We start from the raw sequence: 17,446 nt of genomic DNA on the forward strand, positions 1-17,446 counted from the left end.
AGAATATAAGCTATAATAACATGTTGACAGGGAATATAAATGGGAATTAAAGGAAGGAGGGGGATATATGGGGGAAAAACGCTATTCACCATCAGGCACGCTGGCACTTGGTATTCTATCGATGACACTCCCAGTGATCGGAATAATCACAGGTATCATTGCACTTATATTTGCGAATAAAAGTATCAAGGTGACAGAAGATACAGAAACTGCAAAGGCATTGTATTTGGCAGGAAGAGTATGCGGTATCATTGGATTGTGCTATCAAGCATTCATCATGATTTACTTCATTATCATAATCACTATGATTTTGACAATGCCAGGGTATTATTAAAAAAACAGCCTCGGACTCAGTCCGGGGCTGTTTCATGTTCAGGAGTTGTCAAATCAACATCTTCCAGTTTATGCATTTTCGTTTTGTATTTCACTTTATAGATAAGCCAGCAAAGCAGGAAGATCGGGATACCAATATAGGAAGCGATGAATCCTCCAAGATCGAAACCGTCTTCTGTAAAGGATGATACGCTTTGACCGACTACAACAATGATACTTAGTGCAAGCGCGAATATTGGAGCGAATGGGTAGAACTTCGCTGTGTACGGCAGGTCCTTGATATCATTGCCTTGTGCTACATACGCTTTACGGAAGCGATAATGACTGATTGCGATTCCTATCCAGATAATGAAACCAGTCATACCGGCAACATTCAATAGCCATGTATAAACGATTCCGTTACCGAAGAAGGAAGTAAGGAATGCCGCACATCCTACGACTGCTGTACCGATCAAGGCGTTGACAGGAACGCCATTTTTGTTCAATTTTCCAAGGAAACGAGGAGCTTTGCCTTCTTTGGCAAGGTTCCATAGCATACGAGTGCTCGCATACATACCGGAGTTTCCGGCAGATAAGACAGCTGTCAGGATGACAGCATTCATAACGGATGCAGCAAACGCGATACCGGCTTTTTCGAAGACGAGTGTGAACGGACTAAGCTGTACATCCTCACTTGCCAAGCTTTCCGTTGTATACGGAATGAGCATTCCGATGACGAAGATGGCGAGAATATAGAATAACAGGATACGCCAGAAAACTGACCGAATCGCTTTTGGAATGGATTCTCTCGGGTTGTCAGCTTCTCCGGCGGCAGCCCCAAGCAATTCCGTTCCTTGGAAGGAAAAGCCGGCAGCCATGAACACACCGATTAAAGCAAGAAAGCCACCATTGAATGGAGCGTCACCTGTCGTAAAATTCGAAAAGCCTGGAGACTCCCCGCCTAATATACCGATAATCATCAGCAGTCCGACGATGATGAAGATAATTACAGTGATTACTTTGATTAAGGCGAACCAATATTCAGATTCCCCGAAGCCTTTAACAGAAATATAATTCAGTAAGAACATGATGATCAGACTGATCGCACTCCAAATCCATGATGGTGTATCCGGGAACCAGAAGTCCATGATCAGGGTTACAGCAACTAACTCAGCTGCGATAGTCGATGCCCAGCTGAACCAATAGTTCCATCCTAATGCAAAGCCAAGTGATTCATCGACAAATTTAGTTGCATATGTGCTGAAGCTGCCTGATACGGGCATGAAGGCTGCCATCTCTGCTAGGCTGGTCATCAGGAAAAAGACCATACAGCCGATGAGGGCATATGCCAGCAGTGCGCCGCCAGGACCAGCTTCACTGATCGCACCGCCACTGGCAAGGAACAGGCCGGTACCAATTGTACCTCCAAGGGAGATCATCCCTAAATGACGGGCTTTGAGTTTTCTTTGCAGTCCAGGTGCTGTGTTGTTATGTTTGTTGCTCACTTCTTTCACCTCGTCTATAGTATGGCATGTTACTGTGTACTTACTAAAAAAAGCCGTATCAGATAGACTTGCTCTATCTGAACGGCTTATTATACAAAACAGCATCATTCTAAAATAATAAGATAGCGCAGCACGTGTATATTAGCTCACGTGGTTATTCTGTCCCTATTCGGTCCAGATGCAGCATTTTTGTAAAAGCTACGTACTATTTTCATTGATTAATGAGTGCCTATGCAAATCAATGAGTTCTTATGCAATTGAAACCTTCCTAACTTTACTATACAAGGGGACAGATTTCAACTGTATTCTAGAATGGATTATTTTGGTGCTTTCCGGTGCTGTGTAGCGCACTCGTAGCTATAGCCGATTTCTATTAAGGTAGATTCCTCAAAAGCACCGGCAGTAAACGTAATTCCGAATGGTTCACCAGCCTCTGTGTATCCAGCAGGTACAGTAATAGAAGGATATCCTGCTTTGGCAGCAATATCGCATCCATAATAGCTAGGGAAGATGATCGCATCGAGCTTCCCATCAGCCATAACGCGATCGAGACCTTCTGTGCGGGATTGCCGTATGTCAGCTAACCGATCTTGCAGATAGTCTGCTTGTTTTAATGTGCCATCTGTTTTCTCAGAAGCTTCAAGAATATCTTGACCGTGCTGGAGTGCAGTCTCGGTGTTGATGCGGTTCCATTCAATCACTTCTTTTAATGTATGAGCGGGCAAATGGGATGAGACTGTTCGTAAGTATCGATTCACACCATGCTTGAATTCATGATACAGAACACTGGATTCCCTCGTTATCTCCGGGACTTTTACGTTGATAAGTTCTGCCCCTTGCTCACGCAATGCAGTAAAAGCTTTCTCCATTAGCTCGCGTTTCTCGGGGGCAAGATTATCCAGCGTTTGTCCGTCTATACCAAGGCGTTTTCCGTTCAATCCTTCCGTTCGAATATACGCAGTGTAATCCGGAAGAGATGGAGCAAAGAGAGTGGCCGGATCTGCTTCATCCCTGCCGGCAATCACTTGCAGCAGGAGGGCTGCATCCTGAACTGTCCTTGTCATTGGTCCAGCAGTATCTTGACTGTGAGCAATCGGAATGATTCCATTGCGTGATACTAGCCCGACCGTAGGTTTGATCCCGGCTAATGAATTACTGCTTGAAGGGCTGAGAATAGAGCCGCTCGTTTCTGTTCCTATGCCAACCACAGCTAGATTGTTCGCAATAGCTGCACCAGTCCCGGAACTGGAACCACCGACATCAAAGCTGCCATAAGGGTTTCGCACTTGGCCTCCGCGTCCGCTGAAACCATTCGGCATCGGCTCTGACATAAAATTAGCCCATTCTGTCATGTTGACCTTCCCTATAATAATAGCGCCTGCTTCCCGCAGCTTTCTGACGATAAAAGCATCCTGCTTAGCAAAGTTATCAGCAAGAACTAACGTGCCGGCACTTGTGTGCATACCGTCCGCTGTATCTATATTGTCTTTAATAAGTACAGGAATACCATGAAGCGGTCCGCGCAGTTTTGCTTCTTTTCTTTCCATATCCATCTGTTCGGCAATGAATAAGGCATCCGGATTGATTTCCAATACACTATTTGTGCCTTCTTCGCAGGAATCTGCCGTTGCAATACGCTCCAGATAAGTCTGGACTAACTGAACTGATGTAATGTTTCCAGCTGCTAAATCAGTTTGTAAGGATGTAATTGTCATTTCTTTAATTGTAAAAATATTCATAGACTGGATTCTCCCCTGTAAAATGTGTATGATTAGAAAATCTTCTGTATTTAGATAAGTCGGACTTATTAATTATACTAAATTTTCTTGCAATAAACTTCTAGGGGACCCCGATTTTATCATTTATACAGAAGCATCCAGAAAGGGGAAAAAGATTTGGAAACAACAAAGACAGTCAAGGTGCTGACTGCCGATCCTAGCGCATTAGGATTATTCGGACTAGCAATGGTCACATTAGTAGCATCTTCGCAAAAACTTGGTTTGACGGAAGGACTTTCTATGGTTCTGCCATGGGCATTCTTCTTAGGAGGCATTGCACAGCTGATTGCTTCCGCTCAGGACTTTAAACATAATAATATCTTTGGGGCAACAGCATTTGGTGCTTTCGGTTTGTTTTGGTTCGGTGTTGGCATGAGCTGGCTCATTCAGCTTGGTGCTTTTGGGGAAAACCTGCAAACCGCCGCAGACAGCCGCCAATTAGGTGTAGCTTTTATTGGATATCTTATATTCAGTCTCTTTATGACAGTTGGTGCTATGGGGACACATAAAGTACTATTTTTTATATTTGTAGCAATTGATTTTCTATTTATCGGTTTATCTTTAAGTTCTTTTGATATAGCATATGGAATAACACATACGCTTGCGGGCGTTGCGGAATTGATTATTTCACTATTATCTTTCTATGGTTCTGCTGCTGCAGTGCTGAACGGTCATTATGGACATACAGTCCTTCCGATCGGCAAAGCATTCGGTGTTTTCACAAAAGCAGACTAATGGAAAAATAGTTAGCAAGGGGCATAGACATGGCAAGAAGTGATCGAGCATCAAATGATTTACACAAAGGTTTGAAAAATCGTCATGTGCAGATGATCGCGCTTGGCGGAGCAATCGGAACAGGTTTGTTTTATGGTTCTGCTTCATCGATCGGACTGGCTGGGCCTGCAATTGCACTTGCGTACTTAGTCGGCGGTATCATGATTTTCTTCATCATGCGGGCACTAGGTGAGCTTTCTGTAGATTCTCCAAACTCTGGTTCCATCAGTTACTACGCTTATCAGAATTTAGGCGATTTCTTCGGATTTGTTTCCGGCTGGAATTATTGGTTCAATTATGTGGCAGTGAGCATGGCGGAGCTGACAGTCGTCGGTATCTATGTACAGTATTGGTTCCCGAGTATCCCTACTTGGGTCACGGCATTCGGTTTTCTGGTCTTGATTACATTTATCAACCTTTTGAGTGTCAAATTGTATGGTGAGTTCGAATTTTACTTTGCCATCATCAAAGTTATCGCAATTATCGGGATGATAGTTCTTGGCTTGCTTATCATCTTCACTGGTATTGGGAACGGCGGCGTACCGACTGGCTTCTCTAACTTGTTTGATGAGGGCGGCTTCATGCCGAATGGATGGACTGGTGTAATCTTATCCCTTGTCCTTGTCATGTTCAGTTTCGGCGGGGTTGAATTGGTGGGAATTACAGCAGGTGAAGTGGATACTCCAAAGAAGACGATACCGAAAGCAATTAATCAAGTTGTTTATCGGATATTGATTTTCTATGTAGGTGCATTGCTTGTTATCATGTCTGTCTTTCCTTGGAATCAAATCGATGGTCAAAGCAGTCCGTTCGTACAGATATTTGATGGCGTCGGAATTCCGGCTGCTGCAGGTATTCTGAATTTGGTCGTTCTTACTGCTGCGGTATCTGCACATAACAGCAGTCTTTACAGCAACGGACGTATGCTGCACTCCTTGGCAAAGCAAGGGAATGCACCAAAGTTCTTGGGTAAAGTCGGTAAACGGACAGGAGCCCCGGTAGCGGCGATCTTTGTATCATCAGGGGTTGCAGCGATAGCAGTCATCGTAAACTACCTGTTCCCTGAAAAAGTGTTCAGTTATCTGATGGCGATTGCGACAATCGCTGTAATTATCAACTGGATCATGATTGTCATCATCCATTTAGCTTTTCGGAAGCGGATAGGAAAGACTGCAGTAAGTAAGCTATCTTTCAAAATGCCATTATATCCGATTGCCAACTATATGGTTCTGGTATTCTTAGTAGCAGTAATTGTGATAATGGGCTTTATACCGGATTACCGTCTGGCGCTGTTTATACTGCCGATTTGGGTGATCATTCTCTCGGTTGGCTACAAGCTGAAACGAAAATAAAAAAATGCGTATCCTCTAATGGATACGCGTTTTTTTGTGTTGTTTTTATACATGCTGCAGCATACGGAAACTGCCATTGGATAGCTGAATCGTCACATCAGATTGGGCTGCGATTTGCGGATCATGTGTAACCATGATGACGCATTTGTTCTCCTGGTGAGCGAGGTCGGTAAAGAGCTTTACAATTTCCTTGGAAGTCTTATCGTCCAGGTTCCCAGTAGGCTCATCTGCTACTATCAAATCGGTGTCACAGCAGAAAGCCCGTGTGATGGCCACACGCTGCTGCTGCCCGCCGCTTAGCGTCAGAACACGCTGCTTCGCTTGCTCCTCGGAGATGCCGACCTTTGTCAGCATTTTTAAGATATAGTCTTCTTGGTTCTCCACTTTTTTTCCGGTGATAGCCATAGCCGAAGCAATATTTTGATAAGCTGTCATGTAAGGAATCAGATTATAAGACTGGAAAATGATCGAGACATAATCGTGGCGGAATTTGCCGAGCCCCATTTTGCGGATTGATTTCCCGTCATATTCGATGTCTCCTTCTTTGGCTTTGTCCAGCCCTCCTGCCAAAGACAGGAAGGTGGTCTTGCCGGATCCAGATGTACCAGTGATCGTATAGAAGGTGTTTTTATAAAAGTCGATATTCACAGATTGGAACAACGGATTTTGTTTATCCGTGTACCAGTAACCAACGTTTTTGAATGCCAATAATGGTGCTGTCATGTTTACCCCTGCTTTCTATTCTTGTTTCGTCAAAATGTTTTTCGGCTGAAGTCGAAGGATCGAAATGGATGGGATAAGTGCTGCAATGATGGCTACAGCCAATCCGATACCGCCAAGAATCAAGATATTTTCCCATGTCACATTAATATTCAGGCTGCTGATTGCTTCACTAGGCTGACTAAATGCATCAGAGACAGCTTGTCCTGGGCCACCACCGCCCATCATACCGCCGCCAGGTCCTTGCTGCATGGACGTAGATGCAGTCTCGGCAGATGCCGTTGTTTGCTGATCTAACAGCTGGTTACCTAGTACGTTCGCAATCGGATTTCCGAATATGGAAGACAATCCGACTGCAACAATGGCAATCACAACGATTTCTGTAATGAACTGTCCTGCCAGCTTCCATTTCTTCTCACCGATCGCCATAAGCACACCCATTTCATATTTACGCTCCCGGATGGATAGCATAACGATCAATGCAAGGATAATCGCACCTGCAATCGTTACAAGATAGACGATGTTTTTCGCAAAACTAGCAACATTTTCGATTGGTCCTACCATTTGCTGGTACAGGTCATCGTTTGCATCGAGTTGATACACGTCGAAGTCGACATCCGTTTTCTCTGCTGCGGCAATGAATGCATCGATGTTTTCAGCATCGTCCATTTGATACGTTACAGATTCTACTGTATCCGTATAGTCTTCACCTTTTAGCGTATTTGCTGCTGTATATGGAACATAAATCGTGTTATACGGATTCAGGAAGGAGAAGTTCATTGCTTGGTCGCTTCCTGCTGAACTTGTTTCGTAAATACCGACAATTTCAAGCTCTTGTGTTGTATCTTCATCACTAGCAGAGCTGATATTGATTGTATCCCCAACGGCTAGATCATTTTCCTCGGCAAGTGTCTGCTCGATGACAGCAACGTTGCTGCCAGCGTCTGATTCTTCAATTCCTCGTCCGTCTACGATTTCTGCTTCGCCATCACTGAAGCTATCTGCTTCATCACTGGTCAGCGTACCGTTTACGGTAAGATCGGCTTGAACTATACCGCCGCGGCCTTGGTCACCGCCAGGGGCCTGTTCGCTTTCTGTGTCACTGCTGTCTGTGGATGTGCTGCTTTCGATAATATCGAAGTTTTCCGCATTAGCAGAAGCTGAAACAGAATAGTTGTAGCTCTTCACATGATCTAAAGCTGCGATTGACTCTGCATCATCCAGGCTGATTGGTGTGCTGGTGAACTGCGGCGGGCCGTCTGACTCGCTTTGCTCACTCTGCTGCTTCTCCATCGCTGCTTCCCGGTCGACTTGCAGTGTGACAGAGCCACCCAGCTCCTGTCTTGCCAATTCACTGGATGCCTTGGCTGCTGATTGAATTGTAAGCCCAGATAGTACGAATACACATATGACGGTGAAAATCACCAGTTGTAATAAGGTCTTTCCTTTTTTTGCTTTCATGCTCCAGAAAGCACGTTTCAAGAAATTCATTTTGCCATCTCCTTTACTTTTTCCGGGCATGCTATAATGCTTCTGAGCCACGCCCGACCTGCTAATTGCTAGTATGGGGGCACGTGCTGAAGTGTACTTGAAAGCTAGCTGAAGATTTGCTGAAAGTGAAAAAATCTGGAATCTTCAGCTGTTTTTCAGCTAGTTGTTCCATAATAAAGAAAAAAAGAAGAATGGATGACAGAATGGAGAACATAAAAGTATTAGTCGTCGATGATGAACAGACAATCACACAGTTCCTGATGCTTGGATTGCAAAATGAAGGCTATATTGTTGAGAGTGCAGCTGATGGTATGCAAGCTATTGCCAAAGCAGATCAGTTCGAGCCGCATATCGTCATATTAGATGTCATGATGCCGGGGATGGATGGCTTTGAGGTGTGCCGGATGCTGAAAAAGAAAGGACGGAAGCTTTCTATCATTATGCTGACAGCAAGGGATCAAGTGGACGATCGTGTGAAAGGATTGAATGGCGGTGCGGATGACTACTTGGTCAAACCGTTCAGTTTTGAAGAACTGCTAGCCAGAATGCAGGCACGGCTCCGCAATCAATTTCCGGAACTGGGCGATTCCCTTGTAGCGGGACCTGTACGAATAGATGACCGCCGCAAGGAAATATACTTGGAGGAAGAGCTGCTGCAGCTTTCTCCGACAGAGTATGAGCTGTTAAAATACCTTGCTATGAACCAGGGGATTGTCCTCAGCAAGGCACTTATCCTCGATAAAGTATGGGGATATGCATTCGGCGGAGAAGAAAATATTGTAGAAGTGTATATCCGTTCTCTGCGGGAAAAGCTCCACGATAAAGATCGGCAGCTGATTCGCACAATCCGGGGGGCAGGCTATCGCCTGGATGTCAGATGAAGCGAATACCCAGATTGAAGCCAAGAACCTTGAATAAGCAGATTGTTGCGTTATCCTGTCTTATTCTTGCCATTATCCTGACAGTCATCGGTATCTTACAATACTTCTTGATGAAAGATTTCCTATATCAGAATGAGGCAGATGCCATGCAGTCACAGCTGCATTCGCTTCCGCCAGCATTGCTTGAACAAAATGATGATATGCATCAGCCATTTCTATTCGATCGTTCTTTAGCCAGGATCGATACAAATGGTAACTACACAGATGTATCAGAGGAGAACGGCTTATCGAGTCCGCGCTTGGAGCAGGAAGAGCTTCGCAAGTATATGAACAGCAGGGATGATAAGTCCGCCAGATACATCGTGACGGAAGATGAAGACGGCAATGAGCAGCTCGTGGTCATTGTCGCTGACAGACGGTTCGGTGATATTAGCGGTTATTTACAAGCAGGGACGGAGACCGCTTCAATCAACGATGTCATCAATGGGCAGCTGCAGGTATTTTTCCTGCTGGCTATCGTGGCATTGGCTGCAGGCATCCTGCTTTACACACGAGTGATCAAAAAGGCGCTCGATCCGTTGCATCGGATAATCAGGAGGGTAGAGAGGACGAATGCGGAGAATTTGTCCGAGCGGATGGAAGAGGACTCTGAGCAAATCGAAATCAAACGACTTACAGTCGCCTTCAATCAAATGGTAGAGAGAATCGACTGCTCGTTCCAGTCGGAACGGGAAGCAAAAGAACAAATGCAGCAGTTCATTGCGGATGCATCCCATGAACTGCGAACGCCGCTTACTTCCATTCACGGGTTTTTGGAGGTCCTGCTTCGAGGAGCAGCAGATAACCCAGCCCAGCTCTATCCAGCCCTTGAAAGCATGCTCAAGGAATCGAAGCGGATCAAGAAGCTGGTAGAGGATTTGCTTTTACTCACCAAGCTGGATCAGTCTGAGGATATGCAGCTGCAGGATCTGGAGGTGAGTACTGTACTGGAGGAAATGATGCCGCATTTTGATATGCTTGCTGGCAGCAGGAAAGTACAGTTTTCAGTAAATGAGCATCTATTAGTAGCTGCTGATAAAGATAAATTGAAACAAGTGCTGTTGAATCTATTTTATAATGCAGTCCAACATACGGATCCTGAACATGGAGAGATTGATATAATCCTTGGTAAAACAGATCATGCAGCTGAAATTGCCGTAAAAGATAATGGATCCGGTATCCCAGAAGCACATCTTCCGCATGTCTTTGACCGATTCTATCGAAGTGACAGTTCACGCGCGCGTCAGCAGGGCGGTGCGGGTCTTGGTCTTTCCATCAGCCATTCTATCGTCAAGGCGCATAACGGGACGATAGAGGTGGAGAGTGAAGAAGGCAAGGGCACTATATTCCGAGTGTCAATACCGAAAAAAAGAAGGAACCCGTAGATGAACGGGTTCCTTCTTTGCTATTAATCTTCGCGGGAGATTTCAATCTTACCGACTGAACCATCCTTGCTGTCATCTTTTACTTCAAATTCGATTCCATACTCTGGTACTTTACGTCCAGCATCAGGAAGTGCTTTGTTCAAGTAATTATTATCATCCTCGAACTCATCATAGCTCTTCGTATGGTTGTCCTTCAGTGTCAAACCATTCGTTGCGCGATAATCAAGGAACATCTTCTCGGATTTATCCTTGCTGAATGCGGCATCGTGAATTTGATAACGAGTGGAAGCTACTGATTTGTCGCTCCAGTAAAGTGCCTTCTGATCAGCATCCACTACCCCAAGGAAGCCTTCGCCTGGATGAGTACCAGTCCAGTTGTTGTCATAAGAATTATCGACGTACCATACTAGAAGGCCAGTGTTGTAGCTCATCAAGCTGTCACCACGACGGATACGATCAAGTCCGATATCAACGCCGTTATGCGTACGCCATTCTAGCAAGTAGTAATGCTCGGAAAGGGAAACGCCTTTATCTTGAGCAAATCCATTTAGCTCAAAACTACTGTCAGCTTCTGCATCGTCTGTCAGGACAGTGCTGCCATCAGCTGTCACTTGAATATCGTCCACATAGAATCCAGCGTTGTTTACAGCTACATCCGTCCAATAGTTCAAGGAAAGCTCTATTTCCTGGCCTGCATAGGCACTCAAATCGAAAGTAGCATCCACCCAGCCATCAGATGTACCGGTGATACCATCACCTGGGTTCTGTTCGTTCGGATTTTCTGTTGTCGTGATGCTGCCAGGGACAGTTTCCCCATTCACTTTGACAGAGGCATAATCCCAATCTTGTTCAATATCATACCAAGTTTTAAATGTCAGCTCAGCTGAAGAGGCATTGGTCAAATCAACAGTTGCCGTCATGTTATTATCAACATTATTACCTTTTCCGCTGAAATAGGCGAATGTGCCGCTTGCAGGTTGTGTGACTTCGGTTTCTTTATCTGGCAAGTTAACGCGAATCACGTCATTATTCGTACCTTTTGTCACAGCTTCATCCAATAGCAGTTCAATACCATCGTCATCCAAATCTTCTGCTTCGATCGTTGTACCGCTCAGCCAGTTACCACCATGTGCGTTTTGCAAATATTCCTTTGCATAGGCACTGAAACCTGAAGGCTCTGTTCCAGGTACATCACCAGCCCAGCTTCCGCTTGCCATGATGGACCAATAAGCAACCGCTTCCCCTTGGCCGGTATAGTTCGTATCATACTCATCCGGCAAGCCTAGGTCATGGCCGTATTCATGCGCGAATACCCCCATAGCTCCGTCTTCCGGTTCGATTGTATAGTCGTAAGCAGCAAGCTGTCCGTCAAAGCGGTCACTAGTGGAGCTTCCGCCAGGGACTGCAACAAGTCCGCCAAGATTCCAGCGGTGAGACCAGATTGCATCGCCGCCAAGGCTTCCGCCGCCCGCTTCTTCACCGACACCTGCGTGAATGACCATCAAGTGGTCGATGATACCGTCTGGCTCATGGTAAACGCCATCGCCATCATAGTCATCGCGATCCCACTGATCGTACTCGCTCAAGTCGACGTTCGGATCTTGTCCAGCCTTCGTTAGTGCTTCGTAGACCAATTCCCGCGCAGCAGTATCACTGCCATCTGGAGCAGGATCGTTGGCACCATAGTAAGCTGCAGGATGATCTGCTGTGTACCATCCGGCAATTTCTCCGTCGACAGTATAGCTGCCGCCGGATTGTGCCTCATAATACTGCTTCATAGAAGCGAACTCCTGGCCATCCGGACCAGTATAGCCATCATCACCAAAGATCATGTTTTGGAAGTGATCATGTGTATAATCTTCGTACCACATATCCGTTTCTTCCGGTGTGATAGAGCTGTTCTGGTAATCAGGGAAGTCAATTGCGAGGACGAGTACTTTGTCTTCCCGCACTTCACCGTCATACTCTTCTTCCTTCACGTTATCTACTTTCTTATTTTTTCCTTTATCTTTACCTTTTCCTTTGTCTTTGCCTTTCTCTTTGGATGCACTTGCAGCATTGTCGGCATTGCCATTCTGCTTATCAGTGTCACTAACCACTGTTTCATCGATTGCAGCTTCTTTCAGCTCATCCGGCAAAGGCTGCTTAGCAGCTTCTGCGCTCTTTTCTTCCCGTTCCTTTAGATAAGCATTCAATACTTCCTGGGCTTCCGCTTCCGTAGCATCCTTACTGATCTTTCCTTCTTCTTTAAGCAATTCAATCAATTTATCCTCATTTGCAATTGCACTGTCGAAAGGTCCGCCGCTTTGGGCAGTTTTCGGCGAGTACGTCACAGCTGGTGTTTTTTCAACAGTTGCTTCGGCATGGGCTTCCTGCGCTGGCACAAATGATAATGTAAAAGTGCTAAATCCGATAACGGCTGCCATCGCAGAAGCCATCCATTTATTCTTCTTCAAGCAAGTCACTCTCCCTGTGCTAATAGTTTAAATAGTCGGAAAACAGATTCGATATGTAGGTAAAGTTTTCCTTAAAGGGTAGTATAGCGACTAGTCTGCTAGATTTACAATGGTACTTTGGAAGGAAGAGAAGTGGTATATACATTGAAATAATGCGGTTTTCGTGAGATGTCATCACATAATCCGACAGGGTTGGCAATAAAGTTGGGAAACAAGAGAGTGGAAAATAACGTAAACATATGGAAACTTGTAGAAGGATGAGGAAAGTTGGGAAAGTACAAGCAATCAGAAAATATTACTTTTACTAGAAAAATGAGATAATAGACCTATCTATTTATCTTATTCAATAGAATTGAAGTTGCAATATATGGAATATCAGTATGTATTTTTAATAATAGAAGGGGGAGGAAGCTGATATCTCCCCTCCCGTATTTATGTATGCAGTATTTCTTCCGTGTAATCAGAAGCTTCAGATTCAGCATGCGCAAATGTACCTTCTTGGAAGAATAACGGAAAGACAGTGCGGACTACATCCTGCATTGGCAGTTCCATCGCTTCAGACTTCTGGAACCATGATGGATTGCCTTCTCTGGAATCTGACAGCAGTGTGCCGGAAAAAGAATCAGTTATATAATAGAAGATCAGATAACGGACATTTTGTTCATCGTTCACGTAATGCTGTACGCCTTTATACTCCAGATTCCATACGTCCAGTCCTGTCTCTTCCTTCACCTCGCGCATTGCGCTTGCAGTGAGACTCTCAGGAAAGTCCACCTTTCCGCCAGGCGGGATAAATCCGCGGAAGTCATCATGCTGACGATCCAGCAGAAGCACCTGATCCTCATTATGTATCATCACCATATTATAGATCTTGTGCTCGATCATTTCAGTATCCCGTCTCGACGGAAGCGTTCACGATATACATCATATCGTTTTTATCCTGTTTCTCCTCTAAGTAGATAGCGCTTGTAGTCAGCATACCACCATCGATTACTTCTACTGTTACAGTACCATATGGAATCCGGGCCTTGACCTGCTCGATATCCAGCTTGTCCTTATCAGCAGGGACAGCCAAGCGGATATTTACCTTCATATTATGCAAATCGTTGTCTGGCAGGACGCTCGTAATACCAGGCATGGAATTTGTATGTATAGCATTGACTACTGCACGTACCGCTGCTTTTGTAACGTCTTGACCGTGTACATCGACACCGAAGCCGGTTTGTATGGACATGATTTTTTCCATATGATCACTCCTAGATTGTTCTGATATAGTTACTGTATCATATTAAGATTAAAGAATTCTATCAGCTATATGTAAGATTTGGTAAACTTGTTGAGTGAAAGGGGATGTGCTTGTGAACTATGTAGAGAATCTTCGGAAGTACGTCGGGCATCAGCCTGTCATATTAGTTGGGGCATTATGCCTTCTTTTTGATGAAAAGCAGCATGTCCTTTTACAGAAACGAATCCACCCGCCCGAAACATGGGGCTTGCCTGGAGGATTGATGGAACTTGGTGAATCAGCTGAACAGACAGCTGCCAGGGAAGTGCTGGAAGAAACAGGACTGACAGTGGAGGAATTGAAGCTGGTTGATGTGTATTCCGGAAAAGATAATTTTGCCGTAGCTGCGAATGGTGATGAATTTTACAATGTGACAATCGTGTACCAGACTAGTAAGTTTCACGGAGAATTAATGCTGGATGAAGCAGAATCTATGCAGCTGGGCTTTTTCCCGCTTGATGAACTGCCGGAAAAGATGGTCAGGAGCCATCGCCGATTTATAAAGGAATTCAGTGAAAAGGGGTAGCTTATCAGCTACTCCTTTTCTGCCTTGTGATAGCTGTTATTTTAACTAGTCATGGCATGGATGATACAGCATATTCAATTAGCAAAGAGACAAGGGCAAGAACGATCATAAATACGGTGGATATACCTAAAATCCAATCACTGTTATCGAGCATATTTTTTCGTTGCCGTCTTTGGAAAATGAAAAATAAAGCCCCTAGTAAAGCAGAACTTCCCCAAATCATCAAACCCAACTTAGTGAAAAGCAGCTCCCATGCAGCCAGCCAAAAAGCGAGTATACCTAGATGAATAGCACATAATGAATAATTGGCTGTTCGCCTTAAGATCAACATTATCATCACCTCTATTGCACTATCCTAGCACGCGGAACGATTCTACTTATATAAAACTTTTTGATAGCCTCATACCTGGACTTGCTTAACACCTCTGGCAGTAGACTGACGCTCTGTCAGAGAGAAGGCAAGTTCGGCTGGTGTGTATGGTGTTTCCGTTAATACCGCGTGCATGCGACGAAACGCTTCTGCTCCCATCTGCTTGAGCGGATTGCGGACATGAGTCAGCTCCATCAGTCCAGCAACATCGCTTTGGTCGGATTCGAAACCTACCAAGCCCAGCTCATCAGGAATGCTGATTCCCTGCGTCCGTGCTTCGGCAGCCATGCCGGCTGCAACGTAATCACTGGCGTGGATGACCGCATCAGGCATATTCCTACCGTTTAAAAGCTCCTGCAGGGCTCTGCGTCCGTCATCGACGGTGAATGTCTCATCTAAGATCCATTCGGGATGGACGGGAAGGTTATGTGTTTGCAATATATCCTCAAAAGCCTTCTTCCGTTCCAGGCTGTTTCGGCTTTCGGCTCTTCCTATTGTACAGGCAATGCGGTTATAGCCTTTTTCGATCAAATGCTCAAGCCCAAGCTGGAACCCTTCGTAATGATTCATATAGATGGATTGGATCTGTGGATGCTGCAGAGGCTCACATGTCATAATCGGTCCGTACTTTGTATAAGTGGCAACTTTCTCCCAATCTAATCCGCAGCGCAGGATAATCAGCCCGTCCAAGCGCTTTTGACGCAGCATTTCCAATGCCTGCAATTCCTGATCGGCTTTTTCATTCGTTTGGTAAAGTAAGGTTTGATATTGGCAGGAGGTGCCAGCTTCGGCGATACCTTGAACAATTTGCATAAAATAATGACTGATGGAAGGCGATACGACACCAATAGTATTGGTCCTGCCTTTTTTCAGCTGTACTGCATTGCTATTTTGAATATAGTCTAGTTCATCAATGACTTGCTGGACTTTGCGCCGAGTATCTTCATGGACATGGGGATGGTGATTGAGGACACGTGAAACAGTGCTGCGGGAAACGCCAGCCATCTGTGCAATCTGTTTGATATTACTCATGTGCTTCACCTCATTAGAAATCGCTTTCTTACCTTTATTTTAGCGGAAAATGAACGTTTTGTAAGCTTTGGTCGACCGGTTTACAAATTCCTTACGAATTTGTTCTTGACCTGGGATGCATTCCAGCATTTAAGCTGTGGTTGTAGATCAAAAATGTAACCATATAGGAGGCACTGATCATGGGAAAATTGAAGATCGTTACAATCGGCGGAGGTTCAAGTTACACACCGGAAATCGTGGAAGGGTTCATTAAACGCTATGATGAATTGCCAATTACAGAGCTTTGGCTCGTGGACGTAGAAGCAGGGAAGGAAAAGCTTGAGATTGTAGGAAATATGGCAAAGCGCATGGTGGAAAAAGCAGGCTTGCCGATCGATGTGCATTTGACATTGGATCGCCGGGAAGCTTTGAAGGATGCAGACTTTGTTACAACACAATTCCGTGTTGGACTATTGGACGCACGGGCAAAAGACGAAAGAATCCCATTGAAATATAATGTAATCGGACAGGAAACGAACGGACCAGGCGGATTGTTCAAAGGTCTGCGTACTATTCCTGTCATCCTTGATATTTGTAAAGACATGGAGGAGCTTTGCCCGAATGCATGGCTTGTGAACTTCACAAACCCAGCTGGTATGGTAACGGAGGCAGTGCTTCGCTACTCTAATATCAAAAATGTCGTCGGCTTATGTAACGTGCCGATCATGATGAAGATGCAAGTAGCAGAGCTGCTTGGTGCCGATGGAGATCGTGTGCACATCGACTTTGCTGGTCTGAATCACATGGTATTTGGCTTGAATGTATACTTGGACGGAGAAAATGTTACGGATACCGTGCTGGATAAAATGACAAGCGCCGATAAAAAAGAGATGACGATGAGAAACATCAAAAACCTTGACTGGGAACCTAGCTTCATCAAAGGTCTGAAAGCTATCCCGTGTCCATACCACCGTTACTACTACAAGACTTCGCAAATGCTTGAAGCGGAGCTTGAAGAAGCAGATAACGAAGGTACGCGTGCCGAGGTCGTGCAAGGCGTTGAGCGTGATTTGTTCGAGCTTTACAAAGATCCGAATCTTGCAGAGAAACCTGAGCAGCTGTCCAAACGCGGCGGTGCATACTACAGTGATGCTGCTTGCAGTCTGATCAACTCCATCTACAATGACAAACGTGATATTCAGACAGTGAACACAATCAATAATGGTGCTATCCAGAGCATTCCGAACGATTCCGCTATCGAAATCAACTGTGTCATTACCAAAGATGGTCCAAAACCGATTGGCATTGGTGACCTTCCAGTACCAGTGCGCGGACTTGTTCAGCAAATCAAGTCATTCGAGCGTGTTGGAGCTGAGGCAGCTGTAACAGGTGATTACAACACTGCTTTGCTTGCGATGACAATCAACCCGCTTGTACCTTCTGATGAGATAGCGAAGAAGATAATGGATGAAATGTTGGAGGCTCACAAAGAGCATTTGCCACAGTTCTTTAAAAAGATAGAAGCATAAAAAGATGACCCGTGCAGAGAGCACGGGTCTTT

At 45.0% G+C, this 17,446-nt stretch carries 16 protein-coding genes; 7 read left to right on the top strand and 9 right to left on the bottom strand.

Features of this window, described 5'->3' with window-relative positions:
• Positions 1-67: 67 nt before the first annotated feature.
• On the top strand, positions 68-334 hold the full coding sequence (locus tag ACH6C1_RS00405) for a DUF4190 domain-containing protein (RefSeq protein WP_374073621.1): 267 nt from the start codon (positions 68-70) through the stop codon (positions 332-334).
• A 16-nt stretch (positions 335-350) separates the two neighbouring features.
• Here ACH6C1_RS00405 and ACH6C1_RS00410 read toward each other — a convergent pair whose 3' ends face one another.
• Both ACH6C1_RS00410 and ACH6C1_RS00415 read right to left on the bottom strand, forming a co-directional pair.
• Positions 351-1,817 (bottom strand): amino acid permease, encoded by a 1,467-nt coding sequence (locus ACH6C1_RS00410; RefSeq protein ID WP_366248334.1) that lies wholly within the window; start codon positions 1,815-1,817, stop codon positions 351-353.
• A 317-nt stretch (positions 1,818-2,134) separates the two neighbouring features.
• The gene (locus tag ACH6C1_RS00415) at positions 2,135-3,556 is read right to left on the bottom strand and encodes an amidase family protein (protein ID WP_374073623.1); all 1,422 of its coding nucleotides are present in this window, start codon (positions 3,554-3,556) and stop codon (positions 2,135-2,137) included.
• 156 nt (positions 3,557-3,712) lie between these two features.
• Between ACH6C1_RS00415 and ACH6C1_RS00420 the strand changes: the two genes are divergently transcribed.
• Together ACH6C1_RS00420 and ACH6C1_RS00425 are read left to right on the top strand one after the other, a co-directional pair.
• Entirely contained in the window at positions 3,713-4,330 is a 618-nt protein-coding gene (locus ACH6C1_RS00420) for an acetate uptake transporter (RefSeq protein ID WP_374073625.1), read from the top strand.
• A gap of 29 nt (positions 4,331-4,359) precedes the next feature.
• Positions 4,360-5,721 (top strand): amino acid permease, encoded by a 1,362-nt coding sequence (locus ACH6C1_RS00425; protein ID WP_374073627.1) that lies wholly within the window; start codon positions 4,360-4,362, stop codon positions 5,719-5,721.
• A 45-nt stretch (positions 5,722-5,766) separates the two neighbouring features.
• Here ACH6C1_RS00425 and ACH6C1_RS00430 read toward each other — a convergent pair whose 3' ends face one another.
• Complete coding sequence (locus tag ACH6C1_RS00430; RefSeq protein WP_095221996.1) at positions 5,767-6,444, bottom strand: ABC transporter ATP-binding protein; 678 nt, start codon at positions 6,442-6,444, stop codon at positions 5,767-5,769.
• A 15-nt stretch (positions 6,445-6,459) separates the two neighbouring features.
• A complete protein-coding gene (locus tag ACH6C1_RS00435) occupies positions 6,460-7,932 on the bottom strand; it encodes an ABC transporter permease (RefSeq protein WP_374073629.1) in 1,473 nt (490 codons plus the stop codon).
• A 203-nt stretch (positions 7,933-8,135) separates the two neighbouring features.
• Between ACH6C1_RS00435 and ACH6C1_RS00440 the strand changes: the two genes are divergently transcribed.
• Together ACH6C1_RS00440 and ACH6C1_RS00445 are read left to right on the top strand one after the other, a co-directional pair.
• Positions 8,136-8,813: a response regulator transcription factor gene (locus ACH6C1_RS00440; RefSeq protein WP_217973690.1), complete on the top strand. Its 678-nt coding sequence runs from the start codon at positions 8,136-8,138 to the stop codon at positions 8,811-8,813.
• The gene (locus ACH6C1_RS00445; RefSeq protein ID WP_374073633.1) at positions 8,810-10,237 is read left to right on the top strand and encodes a sensor histidine kinase; all 1,428 of its coding nucleotides are present in this window, start codon (positions 8,810-8,812) and stop codon (positions 10,235-10,237) included. The genes ACH6C1_RS00440 and ACH6C1_RS00445 overlap by 4 nt, the downstream gene beginning before the upstream one ends.
• A gap of 23 nt (positions 10,238-10,260) precedes the next feature.
• Here the strand turns inward: ACH6C1_RS00445 and ACH6C1_RS00450 are convergent, their stop codons facing one another.
• The 3 genes from ACH6C1_RS00450 to ACH6C1_RS00460 all read right to left on the bottom strand — a co-directional run bounded on the left by ACH6C1_RS00450 (position 10,261) and on the right by ACH6C1_RS00460 (position 13,939).
• The gene (locus ACH6C1_RS00450) at positions 10,261-12,675 is read right to left on the bottom strand and encodes an immune inhibitor A domain-containing protein (protein ID WP_374075514.1); all 2,415 of its coding nucleotides are present in this window, start codon (positions 12,673-12,675) and stop codon (positions 10,261-10,263) included.
• 450 nt (positions 12,676-13,125) lie between these two features.
• Positions 13,126-13,578: an 8-oxo-dGTP diphosphatase gene (locus ACH6C1_RS00455; protein WP_374073636.1), complete on the bottom strand. Its 453-nt coding sequence runs from the start codon at positions 13,576-13,578 to the stop codon at positions 13,126-13,128.
• Between the two features lies 1 nt (position 13,579).
• On the bottom strand, positions 13,580-13,939 hold the full coding sequence (locus tag ACH6C1_RS00460; RefSeq protein ID WP_374073638.1) for a Lin0512 family protein: 360 nt from the start codon (positions 13,937-13,939) through the stop codon (positions 13,580-13,582).
• 112 nt (positions 13,940-14,051) lie between these two features.
• Between ACH6C1_RS00460 and ACH6C1_RS00465 the strand changes: the two genes are divergently transcribed.
• On the top strand, positions 14,052-14,504 hold the full coding sequence (locus tag ACH6C1_RS00465; RefSeq protein WP_374073640.1) for an NUDIX hydrolase: 453 nt from the start codon (positions 14,052-14,054) through the stop codon (positions 14,502-14,504).
• Positions 14,505-14,553: 49 nt separating this feature from the next.
• Here the strand turns inward: ACH6C1_RS00465 and ACH6C1_RS00470 are convergent, their stop codons facing one another.
• Entirely contained in the window at positions 14,554-14,835 is a 282-nt protein-coding gene (locus tag ACH6C1_RS00470; protein WP_374073643.1) for a hypothetical protein, read from the bottom strand.
• Between the two features lie 69 nt (positions 14,836-14,904).
• A complete protein-coding gene (locus tag ACH6C1_RS00475) occupies positions 14,905-15,906 on the bottom strand; it encodes a LacI family DNA-binding transcriptional regulator (protein WP_374073645.1) in 1,002 nt (333 codons plus the stop codon).
• A 179-nt stretch (positions 15,907-16,085) separates the two neighbouring features.
• On the opposite strand from ACH6C1_RS00475, the gene ACH6C1_RS00480 reads away from it, so the two are divergent.
• Complete coding sequence (locus tag ACH6C1_RS00480; protein ID WP_366248324.1) at positions 16,086-17,414, top strand: 6-phospho-beta-glucosidase; 1,329 nt, start codon at positions 16,086-16,088, stop codon at positions 17,412-17,414.
• Positions 17,415-17,446: the final 32 nt, after the last annotated feature.

The organism is Terribacillus sp. JSM ZJ617, from assembly GCF_044383785.1.
In the GTDB taxonomy this organism is placed as follows: domain Bacteria; phylum Bacillota; class Bacilli; order Bacillales; family Amphibacillaceae; genus Terribacillus.